General features: G+C 37.2%; 8 protein-coding genes. 3 read left to right on the forward strand and 5 right to left on the reverse strand.

Annotation, left to right across the window (positions count from 1 at the left end; all coding sequences use genetic code 11):
• Positions 1-2 precede the first annotated feature (2 nt).
• From ACXACQ_RS21115 to ACXACQ_RS21130, 4 genes are all read right to left on the reverse strand, one after another.
• Positions 3-434, reverse strand: a complete 432-nt coding sequence (locus ACXACQ_RS21115) for a PaaI family thioesterase (RefSeq protein ID WP_474977986.1) — start codon at positions 432-434, stop codon at positions 3-5.
• Positions 427-1,155, reverse strand: coding sequence for an SDR family oxidoreductase (locus ACXACQ_RS21120; protein WP_474977987.1), 729 nt, complete (start codon positions 1,153-1,155; stop codon positions 427-429). Before ACXACQ_RS21120 ends, ACXACQ_RS21115 begins: the two co-directional genes overlap by 8 nt.
• A gap of 61 nt (positions 1,156-1,216) precedes the next feature.
• Positions 1,217-1,810: a TetR/AcrR family transcriptional regulator gene (locus ACXACQ_RS21125; RefSeq protein WP_474977988.1), complete on the reverse strand. Its 594-nt coding sequence runs from the start codon at positions 1,808-1,810 to the stop codon at positions 1,217-1,219.
• A 78-nt stretch (positions 1,811-1,888) separates the two neighbouring features.
• Positions 1,889-2,542 (reverse strand): YqaE/Pmp3 family membrane protein, encoded by a 654-nt coding sequence (locus ACXACQ_RS21130; RefSeq protein WP_474977989.1) that lies wholly within the window; start codon positions 2,540-2,542, stop codon positions 1,889-1,891.
• Positions 2,543-2,620: 78 nt separating this feature from the next.
• On the opposite strand from ACXACQ_RS21130, the gene ACXACQ_RS21135 reads away from it, so the two are divergent.
• Positions 2,621-3,772 (forward strand): THUMP domain-containing class I SAM-dependent RNA methyltransferase, encoded by a 1,152-nt coding sequence (locus ACXACQ_RS21135; protein ID WP_474977990.1) that lies wholly within the window; start codon positions 2,621-2,623, stop codon positions 3,770-3,772.
• Between the two features lie 12 nt (positions 3,773-3,784).
• The gene (locus ACXACQ_RS21140) at positions 3,785-6,070 is read left to right on the forward strand and encodes a patatin-like phospholipase family protein (protein ID WP_474977991.1); all 2,286 of its coding nucleotides are present in this window, start codon (positions 3,785-3,787) and stop codon (positions 6,068-6,070) included.
• On the opposite strand, the gene ACXACQ_RS21145 is transcribed toward ACXACQ_RS21140, so the two are convergent.
• Positions 6,071-9,355, reverse strand: a complete 3,285-nt coding sequence (locus ACXACQ_RS21145; RefSeq protein WP_474977992.1) for a T9SS type A sorting domain-containing protein — start codon at positions 9,353-9,355, stop codon at positions 6,071-6,073.
• 221 nt (positions 9,356-9,576) lie between these two features.
• On the opposite strand from ACXACQ_RS21145, the gene ACXACQ_RS21150 reads away from it, so the two are divergent.
• Complete coding sequence (locus tag ACXACQ_RS21150) at positions 9,577-12,957, forward strand: methylmalonyl-CoA mutase family protein (protein WP_474977993.1); 3,381 nt, start codon at positions 9,577-9,579, stop codon at positions 12,955-12,957.

Raw genomic sequence — 12,957 nt, forward strand, 5'->3', positions numbered from 1 at the left:
TTTTAAGATACTTTTATAAGATTGGAATAACCTCTGGCCAATATTTTTGAACCATCGTAATTCGATATTTCACACTCAATATTCACTATTCTTTTACCTGTTTTATTAATTTTTGATTTAGCACGAATAATATCACCTTCACGTGCAGAAGAGAAATAATCAACATTAAGGTTAACAGTAATGTGCTGAACCTCATCTCCTAAACTTATTAATGTGGCGCCCATGGCATCATCGATAATAGCTGCTGTAATGCCTCCATGCAATGTGCCAAAAGGGTTGGTCATTTCCTTTCTCACTTGATACTCGAATACTAAATCCCCAGGCTCTGCATAAACCAGCACAGGCTGCAGCCAACGCATAAATGGTGAAGGTGTTTTGGTTACCACACCTCCTACCTGGCTTTTCATCACTTGTATAATTTCCGAATTATGCATCTATAAATTCTATCGGTGTTTGCTTATCGTATAAGTACTTTGTTAATCCTACAGGCACATCAAATTGTCTGCTTTTCATAGCTTCAACAAGCGCATCGGCCACTTCGTAAGGAGGAATTCCATTCTCCTCTCCTCCTATTTCTTTTGAAAATTCGGTATTTACCAAGGGTGGCATAAGATCATAAACCTCTATAGAATCATCATTTTTTAAAGATGACCTTAGCAATAAAGAATAGGTTCTTAGCGCATGTTTTGTTACTGAGTAAGACGGCACAGCAACACTTAAACTCAAGGCTAAAACAGAAGTAACATTAACAATGGCAGCAGTCTCCTGCTGGCAAAGAATAGGCATTAATCGCTCTATCAGATTGATAGGAGCGAAGAAATTAGTCGTCATTTCAGCCTTTACTTTTTCATATACCCCTCCTTCTTTCCCCATATTGTAAACATAAGCTAGCCCTGCATTATTAATGAGTATATTGAGGTCAGCATACTTATTTTTAATCTCCTCGACTAGAGCATTCACATCTTTCTCATTGGCCACATTACCTTGTATTATTTCTACATTTGGGCCAAGTAAGGCTTTTGCATTATCTAATCGATCTTTGTTGCGGCCTGTAATAATTACTTTATTCCCTAGGTTCAAAAATTTACGTGCTAGCTCTAAGCCTATTCCAGCAGAACCACCAGTTATCAATATTGTATTCCCTGTTATTTTCATAAATACTGTTTTACTAAACTATAGATAAATATACCGATCGGTATATTTTTGAATAAATTTTTTAAACTACAACCTTTTCCCTGACATAATTTTTTAAGAAAAGCAGATTATCGACAAGCGGCTTACTACTTCGTGTGGTTTTAGCCAAAAACAGACTCCCTTCTACTATGCCTAAAAACAAATTGGAAAATTTATCAATATCCAAAGAGTTATCAAACTCGCCATTTTCTATTCCTTTCACCATCAGTTTACAGAGCCTACTTTTCCACATATCTAAATCTTCTCTTATTTGCATGTATAGCTCTGAATTCACATCATCCGTGTCCGTGCCTCCATTAATAAAGGGGCATCCACCTCGCTCAATAAGTAAATTATACCCATCTACATAAAAATCTACATAAGACAGCAGCCTATTTTTATAGGTAGTCTCTTTAGCAAGCCTTACCTCCAAAGCTTTCACCAATCTCTCTACGTTGTATTTAAAAGCCGCTGCTGCTACACCTTCCTTGTTTTCGAAGTTGCCATAAATAGCGCCTTTGGTTAGGCCTGTGGCTGCAGTAAGATCCGACAAAGAAGTACCTACATACCCTTTTTTATTAAAGATGTCAGCTGTTTTCTCAATTATAAGCTGCTTGGTTTTTTCTGCCTTTGTCATATGATCTCAAAAATATACCAATCGGTATTAAATTCCAAAAAATAAAAAGGCCTTAGACCTTTTTATTTAAAATGCTTATCATCTATAATACTGGTGCACCACAATTAATGCATATACCAACCCTGGAATATAGAATAATATGGTAAGTAAAAGGCTTATCCAAAACTCAGCTGTAATACCATAAGTAAGTCCCACTCCCAAAAACGGGATTATACAAAGAATCATCATTAATGCATATTCATCATCAGAATTAGTCTTCTTTAACTCTTTCACTTCCTTTTTAAATTCCTTACGAATTTCCTTCTTAGCTTCCTTTTCTTCCTTCTTAATAGCCTTCGAAATCTCCTTTTCACTAAGATCACTGTTGGTAATAGCCTCTACCCTATCTTCGTGTGCTTTTACTAATTCAGGTATTTTACTTTTAGCCCTTGCTGCTTCTATGGCCTTTTCTCTGCTAACTATACCTTCAGGAGTTTTAACTTCTTCACTAATAATATTTTTTAATACCTCATCTTCAGGCTTAATAACTGGCGCTGAGACCAAAGCCACTTCCTCTTTCTCCTCTACAACAGTTGTTTTTTGTTCTTTCGGCTCCTCTTGTGCTATTTTATTTTCTGTATGATAAAAACTATTAGATGGCGAAAAACTAGCCGTATATTTAGGAGTACAGGAGTACATTCCGGAAAGAATGATGATTCCTAAGAATAATTGTAGGTATGTAAACTTTTTCATAATAGATAATTATTAATTTTGTGGTTTTAATTTAACTCCATGCAAGGAACAGCCTTGACGGCAGCTGACCTTAAGCTTATGAAAAACTCAAAAATCATTGTTACCTGCTCTCCTCGACTGAGCTCTATTGTACAACAAGAAATCACCTCACTTGGTTATGAAACCACGGCTACAGGGCATCAGTCTGTAGAATTAATGGGCACTTTCAATGATACCATTAAACTGAATCTGCTTTTAAGAACAGCCAACAGGGTTCTTTTTCAAATAGGATCTTTTAAGGCACAACATCCTGACGAGCTATATAAAAACATAGTTAAAATTGAGTGGGATAAGTATTTTTCTGTTGATGGCTATTTTAGCATTAAAAATTATGCTAGCAACGAATACATTAAAGATGTACGCTTTGCCAGCTTAAGAACTAAAGATGCTATAGTAGACTATTTTAATGATAAGTACGGCAGAAGACCAGACTCAGGAAAAGACCTGTCTCAAACAGTATTATTTCTGCACTGGCAAGATAGCGAAGCTAGTATATATATAGACACTTCTGGAGAAACCATAGCCAAGCACGGTTATAGAAAAATACCAATGAAGGCACCTATGATGGAATCTCTTGCAGCAGCCACCATCATGGCCTCTAAATGGGATAAAAAGAGTCATTTCATCAACCCTATGTGTGGTAGTGGCACTCTGGCCATTGAAGCTGCGCTAATAGCGAAAAGCAGATACCCTAACTTGGAAAGGGAGAACTTCGGTTTTATGCATGTTAAGTTATTTGACAAAACCTATTATGAAGAAATTAAGGAAGACTACGCTGGAGATGAAAGAATGAAAATCAACTGCCGCATAATTGCTTCTGACCTTAACCCTGCCGCAATAGTAGCTGCCAGACAAAATGCTACCGCAGCAGGTGTAGATCATTTAATAGAATTTGTAACTGCTGACTTTAGAAAATCAGAAATTCCTGATGATAAACCCGGAGTTATTTTCATCAATCCTGAATATGGCCAAAGGTTAGGTGAAGAAAAAGCATTAGAAGGCATTTATAAACAAATTGGAGATTTCTTTAAACAAAAAGCTGAAGGATATACAGGTTATATATTTACTGGCAATATGAATTTGGCTAAAAAAATAGGTCTCAGAACGAAACGAAGAATAGAGTTTTTTAACGCAAAAATAGACTGCCGATTATTAGAGTATGAATTATACGCTGGAAGTAAAAAAAATTAGTATTTTAAGTGCATGAAAAAACGCCTACGGCAAATAATAGCACCATTTTATTTTTCCTTCCCTGTGCAGCTACTGCTGAATCATTTTAAAAGGAATTATGTGCTATTATTGTGTTGGCTTATCCTGTTCTCCATAATTACTGGCAGTTTTGGCAACTATCTAGGCATTCCATACCTTTTTCTCGACCCAGTTTATATCAATAAAGTAAGCTTTAGTAGCTTCTTCATTATCGGCATCACGCTGGCTTGTTTTAGCGTGGCCTTTCATATTACCGCTTACATAAATGATGGTCACAGGTTCACATTTGTAGGGGTTATTAGCAAACCATTTACTGTATTTAGCATTAATAACAGCGTTATTCCTGCCTCATTTCTTATTACCTACATTATTTTAATAATAAGGTATCAAAAAGCAAATGACATTACGGATACACATTTGCTATTCAATTACATCGGTGGGTTAATTAGCGGTTTTTTATTAATGATATTGCTACTGTATGGCTATTTTTGGTTCACAAATAAGGATATTTTTAAATACGTAGTATGCAAGCTTGACGAAAAACTAAAGCAAAACATCAAAGCTACCAGAGCAAGTGCTATGAAGAAGCTTAACATAGCCAAGAAAAAACAAGTATCCGTAACTTCTTATCTCAACCTTAGACTAAAGCCGACCACCGCATCTGACCACAGAGATTTTTACGATAAGAATACCATACTTCAAGTTTTTGATCAAAACCACTTTAACTTAGTGGTAATTGAAATTCTAATAGTGACACTCCTCTTTACTATGGGCATATTCAGGGATCATGATATATTCCAATTGCCTGCCGCAGCCACTTTCACGCTGTTCCTTACCATATTTGTGATGTTTGCCGGAGCCTTCTCCTATTGGTTTGGAAGTTGGTCTAGCACCATGGCCATTATAATCTTCTTGGCGCTCAATTTCGGAGTTAAAAATGGATTTTTAAACAGGACATACCATGCTTTTGGTCTAAACTATGGAGCGGAATCTGCCACTTACAACCTACATACATTACAAGAGCAAGCCAGCAAAAAATACATTGAACAAGACAGACAAGCTACAATAGAGATTTTAAACAATTGGCGAGCTAAATTTACAGGTTCTCAAAAGCCCAAGATGGTATTTTTATGTGTTAGTGGCGGAGGTCAAAGAGCTGCATTATGGACACTAAATGCGCTTCAAGTAGCAGATAGCATCACTAATGGGCAGCTTATTAAAAACACCATGTTAATTACAGGGGCTTCAGGAGGCTTCATAGGTGCCAGCTATTATCGTTCTTTAGTGCTAGAAAAGTATAGCACCCCTGAAATAACACTGAGTAACAAACAGTATTATGATAGTCTGGGAAGCGACAATCTCAACTCCCTACTTTTCAGCCTTTTAATGAATGATACCTTTGTTGGCTTTCAAAAATTTGAATACAACGGATACCAGTATGATAAAGGAAGAGGGTATGCCTTCGAACAGCAACTAAACGAAAACACCAATGGCATTTTGGACCATCCCCTTTCCTACTTTAAAGCACCAGAAATCGCATCAAAAATACCTATGATGATCATGGCTCCCACCATCATCAACGATGGCCGTAAACTATATATCTCGCCCCAAAGCGTTTCCTATATGATGGACATGGACTATAGCACTTATGCAAGAGAAAAGGTGAACGGAATAGATTTTATGAGATTTTTTAAAAATCAAGGAAGTGCAGACCTGAGGTTTTTAAGCGGGCTTAGAATGAATGCCACATTTCCATACATCACCCCTAACATTACATTACCTAGCAACCCTGCCCTTGAAATTATGGACGCGGGCATTACTGACAATTTTGGCATTTCTGATGCTATAAGGTTCCTTTACACCTTTAGGCAATGGATAACTGACAATACATCAGGTGTAATTGTGATGTCAATCCGTGACTCACAAAAGAATGAACCTATTAAAAAAGAATCTAAGTTCTCTTTACTAGAAAAATTCTCTTTACCTATAAGTAGCATATATCAAAACTTCGAGAGCCTGCAAGACATATCTAATGACAATAAAATAGACTATGCTCGTCAATGGTTTTCAAAACCTATCGATAGAGTAGACATTGAATATATTCCTTTTGAATTTGCCAAAGAAAATTTACCAAAATCAGATAGCTTAAGAATGGAAAATGTAAAGCGCGCTTCACTTAGCTGGCGACTGACTAACCGCGAGAAAAACGGGCTTTACAACAATATTCACAGCAGCAAAAATCAAAAAGCATTAAGCAGGCTAAAGTCTTTACTGAATTAATTATTTTTTTAGAAATTTAAAAACCTTACTACCATGCCCCGTTTCACAATGCAAGAAATAAACGCCTCTTTTCAGGTCTCTTAAATCAAGCACCACTTCTTCCGAAATTGCGTCTTCAAGGCCTTTATTATATATAGACTTACCTTCTACTGTCTTAATCCCCATATGATTTAACCCTCCCGAATTGATCTTTATAATCATGTAATCATCCACAGGATTGGGCGAAAAGCTTATGTCCATCCTATCATCTCGCACCACCTTCAGCACCTTACTTAGAGACTCTTCATTATCATAATTATATTCTACAATTCTATAATAAGTTATATTAAAAGGATTAGAATCTTTAACTGAGTAATCTTTTTGCACATTTGAAAAACCAGCAGCAGGAAGATCTCCAAAGCTGTACCAATTTACCATGTCTTCGCTCTTTTCTATTGAAAAGTTATTTGAGCTATATTCCGTTAATGTACTCCATTCTATTACATTAAATGAGCCACTGGCATATGCATGGGGATTCATAAACTCTACAGGTAATGGGCTGGGATTGGCTGTCATTGTATATCTACCAAAACGGCTAACATTAGCCACTAAGCTATTATTAGTTGTATTAACAACGCTAGGTTGCGCTTCCCAAACAGCAGCTAATTGATTATACGAAAGTGCCACATCCACACTATTTTCATCCGCTACTGTACCTAGTTGATTCTCACTATAATTATACTGTAAGTCAAAATCATAATTATCAGTAGGCACATCATTCGTACCTAAATCAAAATAAAAATTACTAATACTAAACTCACTTTCATCATCTGGCCATACACCTGAAAAGTATTGCAAGGTCAAATCAGAAGGCAAATCCGAACCTGGATTAAAGGTTATCACAGTCAACTCTTTTTGATTAACAGAAATTGGGTATGGGGTTCCTGGTGTAAAAGGTCCGTTTAAAGCAAATACCTCAGGAGGAGTAATAGCAGGGTCATTATTAAATTCAAAGGCCCCCATATCAACACTACCTTGCTCCACAGAGGCAGGGCGAGTCACTCCATTTTTATCATCAACTAATCCATTTACAGCCATAACACGAGCATTAACACTACCTGAGGCAGATATGGAGATAAAATCTCCCATGCCGTGTATATTCCAGCTCTTCGCATTGCTGGTATTAGGCACTAAATTTATATCGCTAGTATAGCCAGGATCAGCAAAAATACTATTAACCTCTCCACCTATGCCACTTCTCCAAGAGAACAAATCTAAAGTAGCAGACAAAATACTACTCAATAAACCAGACAAACCAACATAATTGTTAGTATAGGCTTCATCTGCATTAACATAGTAAGCGTTAAAATCTATATCACTAAAAGGAGTGACAACACTTTCAGTATATACTGCCAAGGCTGATGCTTTACCTATAAGCGTATTAGTAGCGCCCAGCGTATTTTTTATTACATTATTCTTAAAGTATACATCTGTGGTATTGCTTGCTACTGCCATACCTATAGATACAGAAGTCAGAAATTGCATTTCATCACCAAAAAGATTAATAGAGTTATTGTAAACCTTAATTCCTGATTGGCTGCCTAATAATGTTACACCCACTTCACCGCCCAAGCCTAAAAATATAGCTACAGGATTATAATAGCCAGCATTGGCAAAGCTACCGGCACCATTACCTGCTATGCCCCTAATTACATTGTTTCTGATAGTGATATCAGAGTTAGAAAGACCACTATACACATCTATTCCATGTGAACTAAAACTACTAACTAGATCTCCTGAAAAACCTAGATCATGAATTTCGTTCTTCTCAACTGTCAAATTCCTACTGTTTCTATCTATTACTATTCCCACATCCTGATGAAGGTCAGTAGAGTTAATATAACCGATATCATTTTGTACTATATCACATCCATTTACCCCCAAGATATGTATCCCATTTTCTAAAACTGGCTTAGTGTTATCATTTATATCATTGCCCTTTATCAAAATGTTTGTGGCCAAAGCAGAACTGCCATAAGAAAAGACTGGAGTTAAAATACGATCTACTCCGTCTATGTGTATTGCTTCAAGTCCTCCAGAAAAATTATTGTTTTCAATAACTATATCATTAAGATTACCTTCATCTCTCCAATGGTCTGTGAGATCTAACCTATGGATGCCACCCACTAGTCCATACCCAAAAGATGATAAAATTTCGATATTCGTATTCTTTACATCAATATTATTTACAGCAGTAGATTCATCTATGGAACTTATAAATACTCCCAAAGGGGCGTTTCCTACAGTTCCGATCTCTTCATTAATTATGGTTAAATCCCTTGTGGTTCCTCCTACTGTATTTGAACCATCTACCGTTACATTATTAACACCCCAAATTGTAATAACACCATGGTTAACTCCTATCAGGTTGTCTGCTGTAATAGTTGGTGTAGGCTGAAGCACCACATCGGGCTTTATTAAAATATTATAGGTACCAGCTCCAGGAAATGGAGTAGCCGAACCATCACCTATTTCGAACGGGAATGACTCAAAATCAGAATCATATGCTTCATCTGTTAAATAAAAATTAACATCTCCGCTAAGCCCTGAATTATTTAAACAGTCCACAGCATCAGATAAAGTAGCAAAATTGTTACCTGCTATTTTGCCTACGGTATAATCGCCTGATAAAGCTGAAGCTGGAGTGGCCGTTACTATTACATTATCTATAGCCGCAGAAGGATTAACAGGCACTATGGCAGAGTTTGTCCAGTTAAACACTAACGAAACATCGTTAGTAGCATTTTCTATAAACGTTTTTTCGGCTGGAGATAAAGAGAGAGGTATCCTTCCCCACGTTCCAATACTCAAATAAATTCCCAAACTAACCGAATTCGTAGCATTAAGATTTGCAGCTATGGGCTCAGTAATATTAGGGTCTAGATCAACAAGGAAAACTTCCAAAAAATCTGATAGAGGAACTCCACCAACTCGAGTATCAAATTGAAGGTCTACATCATAAGTAGTAATACTAGCAGGCCAACTAATTTGTGTCCATACTGAATGATCAGAAGTGATGTTATTGTAAGTATTATTAAATCCATCTGATGACACCCCATAACAGTAGCTGCCAGCTGTAAAAACACTATTGGTATTTAACCTATACCACTCATTATCTGGCCCTACCTTAGTACTGTTGGACCAACCAACCGGAACGCTCTCAAAATCTTCAAATACTAAAACTTCCTGACCATGTAAGTTTTTTACAGCAATTAACAAAACAAAAATCAACACCAATTCTCTCATAAATACCAATTATTATAAAATAATTAAAAATAGGTTCGTTTGGTTTCTAGGTAATAAGTAGTTATTCGATTTATATCCTTCAAGACTTCTGTTACGACATGTCCCTTTATAGAAATTAGAAAAGCTTTACTAAACATCCAACCGCCTAACTAATGGTTGTTAGTTATATCACAGATAAATATGTACTTTTGCTCTAGTAAATAGAACTCTAGTAGCCACATATGGAAAAAACAGCTCCTTATACACCCAAACATAAAGTTAGAATTGTAACAGCGGCCAGTCTTTTTGATGGTCATGATGCTGCCATAAACATCATGAGACGCATCATCCAAGCCACTGGTTGCGAGGTGATTCACCTAGGCCATGATAGAAGTGTTGAAGAAGTGGTCAACACAGCCATACAAGAAGATGCTCAAGCCATTGCTATGACTTCTTATCAGGGAGGTCATACGGAGTACTTCAAGTACATGTATGACTTGTTAAAAGAAAAGGGAGCTGAGCAGATCAAAATTTTTGGTGGTGGTGGCGGTGTTATCTTACCCGAAGAAATTGCAGAGCTGCACGAGTATGGGATTTCACGGATTTACTCCCCCGATGATGGAAGAGCCATGGGACTGCAGGGAATGATCAATGACATGATCCAAAAATGCGATTTCCCCACAGGAAACAATCTAAATGGAGAGGTAAATCATTTAAGGGAGCGAAATAATCAGTCTATTGCAAGGCTTATTTCGGCTGCAGAAAACTTTCCTGAAGAAAGTGTAGACACGCTGGACCAAATTCATAAATCAGCAGCTAACCAACATATTCCTGTCTTAGGAATAACAGGCACCGGTGGTGCTGGTAAATCTTCATTAGTAGATGAACTTGTACGAAGATTTTTAATGGATTTTGAAGACAAAACTATAGCAATAGTGTCTGTTGATCCTTCAAAAAGAAAAACAGGCGGTGCACTACTAGGAGACCGCATCAGAATGAATGCGATAAAAAATGACCGCGTCTATATGCGTTCATTGGCCACGCGTCAGTCTAACTTGGCACTTTCTAAACACGTTAAAGAAGCAGTACAAATCTTAAAAGCGGCTCAATTTGACCTTATAATATTAGAAACATCGGGAATAGGGCAATCTGACACCGAAATTACTGACCACAGTGATGTTAGCCTGTATGTTATGACACCGGAATATGGTGCTGCTACTCAGCTAGAAAAAATTGATATGCTCGATTTTGCTGACATCATTGCTATTAACAAATTTGATAAAAGAGGCTCATTAGACGCTTTAAGGGATGTAAAAAAGCAATACAAAAGAAATCATAACCTTTGGGAAACTAAAGATGACGAGCTTCCTGTTTTCGGAACTATTGCCTCTCAGTTCAACGACCCTGGCATGAACAGGCTCTACAAAGAAATAATGGATGTCATAGTTACCAAAACAAATGCTCCATTGAGCTCTCAGTTTGAGATTAGTAACGAAATGTCAGAAAAAATCTTCGTCATTCCTCCTAATCGAACTAGATATTTATCTGAAATTGCTGAAAACAATAGAAATTATGATGCGTGGGTACAAAGCCAAAAAGAAGTAGCCCAACGCTTATATGCTATTGAAAAGTCTATAAATACTTTAAAAAGCTCTGACATTGATGACAAAGACAGGCTTATTAAAGGATTACAAGAAACTTACGAAAAAATAGCACTTGATTTTGATCCTAGAAATAGGAAAATTATTGATGAGTGGACAGAAAAGAAGAAGAAGTACAAAGAGCCTTTATACACCTTTAAGGTTAGAGATAAAGAGATTTCTATCCAAACGCATAGCGAGTCTCTAAGCCACTCTCAAATTCCAAAAGTAGCTTTACCGAAATACGAAGGCTGGGGCGATGTACTTACTTGGGTTCTTCAAGAAAACGTGCCTGGTGAATTTCCGTACACAGCAGGAATCTACCCTTTCAAACGAGAAGGCGAAGACCCTACCCGTATGTTCGCAGGAGAAGGAGGCCCAGAAAGAACCAATAGAAGATTCCATTACGTAAGTCTTGACATGCCAGCGAAGAGGCTTTCCACAGCTTTTGACTCTGTAACTCTTTATGGTAATGACCCTGATTATCGTCCTGATATATATGGAAAAATTGGTAATGCAGGAGTAAGCATATGCTGTCTTGACGATGCTAAAAAGTTATACTCTGGCTTTAATCTGGCGCATCCATTAACATCAGTATCCATGACTATTAATGGACCTGCGCCTATGCTACTAGGGTTCTTTATGAATGCTGCCATAGATCAACAATGTGAGATTTACATTAAAGAAAATGGCCTTGAAGAAGAAGTAGAAGCTAAAATAAACGCTATTTACAAAGGAAAAGAAGATGAAAGACCATCTTACCAAGGAAAATTACCAGAGGGCAATGATGGCCTTGGAACTATGCTATTGGGCGTAACTGGAGATCAGGTGCTGCCCCAGGAAATTTATAATGAAATAAAGCAAAAGACATTAAGCGCAGTAAGAGGAACCGTGCAGGCAGATATACTAAAAGAAGATCAAGCACAAAATACTTGTATTTTCTCTACAGAATTTGCTTTACGTCTTATGGGTGATGTACAAGAGTACTTTATAGAAAGCAATGTCAGGAATTTCTATTCCGTATCTATTTCAGGGTATCATATAGCCGAAGCTGGGGCAAACCCTATAACTCAGCTTGCCTTCACTTTAGCTAATGGCTTTACTTATGTAGAGTACTACCTGAGTAGAGGCATGGACATTAATAAATTTGCTCCTAACTTATCATTCTTCTTTTCTAATGGTATTGATCCAGAATATGCTGTAATAGGAAGAGTCGCTAGAAGAATTTGGGCAAAAGCCATGCGTGATAAATATGGAGCTGATGCACGTTCTCAAATGTTAAAATACCATATCCAGACATCAGGGCGCTCTCTGCATGCGCAAGAGATAGACTTTAATGATATAAGAACAACTTTACAGGCTCTTTACGCCATTTATGATAACTGTAATAGTTTACACACCAATGCTTACGATGAAGCTATTACAACGCCCACAGAAGACTCTGTGAGAAGAGCTATGGCCATACAGTTGATCATCAACAAAGAGCTTGGCTTGGCTAAAAATGAAAACCCTATTCAAGGGTCGTTTATTATTGAAGAATTGACTGACCTTGTAGAAGAGGCCGTTCTCACTGAATTTGAAAGAATAACAGAGAGAGGTGGCGTATTGGGAGCCATGGAAACCATGTATCAAAGAAGCAAAATTCAGGAAGAAAGCCTCCATTATGAGACATTAAAGCATTCTGGCGAATACCCAATCATAGGTGTAAATACTTTCTTAAGCTCTAAAGGATCGCCCACAGTAATACCGCAAGAGGTAATAAGAGCGACCAAAGAAGAAAAGGAATACCAAATAAAAATGTTAAATGATCTTCACAAGCACTATGGAGACAAAGCTGATGTAGCCATTGAAAAAGTTAAAGAAGCAGCAATTAGCAATGAAAATATTTTTGAAGCCTTGATGGATGCTTCCAAGGTTTGTTCCTTAGGGCAAATCACCCAAGCCTTATTTGAGGTAGGAGGACAGTACAGAAGAAATATGTAA

It is taken from the genome of Fulvivirga sp. AWR4_260 (assembly GCF_056158185.1).

Bases quoted from the DNA above. Each gene is read 5' to 3' on its own strand.
- ACXACQ_RS21115 (WP_474977986.1), bottom strand. From the start codon at position 434: ATGCATAATTCGGAAATTATACAAGTGATGAAAAGCCAGGTAGGAGGT.
- ACXACQ_RS21120 (WP_474977987.1), bottom strand. From the start codon at position 1,155: ATGAAAATAACAGGGAATACAATATTGATAACTGGTGGTTCTGCTGGA.
- ACXACQ_RS21125 (WP_474977988.1), bottom strand. From the start codon at position 1,810: ATGACAAAGGCAGAAAAAACCAAGCAGCTTATAATTGAGAAAACAGCT.
- ACXACQ_RS21130 (WP_474977989.1), bottom strand. From the start codon at position 2,542: ATGAAAAAGTTTACATACCTACAATTATTCTTAGGAATCATCATTCTT.
- ACXACQ_RS21135 (WP_474977990.1), top strand. From the start codon at position 2,621: ATGAAAAACTCAAAAATCATTGTTACCTGCTCTCCTCGACTGAGCTCT.
- ACXACQ_RS21140 (WP_474977991.1), top strand. From the start codon at position 3,785: ATGAAAAAACGCCTACGGCAAATAATAGCACCATTTTATTTTTCCTTC.
- ACXACQ_RS21145 (WP_474977992.1), bottom strand. From the start codon at position 9,355: ATGAGAGAATTGGTGTTGATTTTTGTTTTGTTAATTGCTGTAAAAAAC.
- ACXACQ_RS21150 (WP_474977993.1), top strand. From the start codon at position 9,577: ATGGAAAAAACAGCTCCTTATACACCCAAACATAAAGTTAGAATTGTA.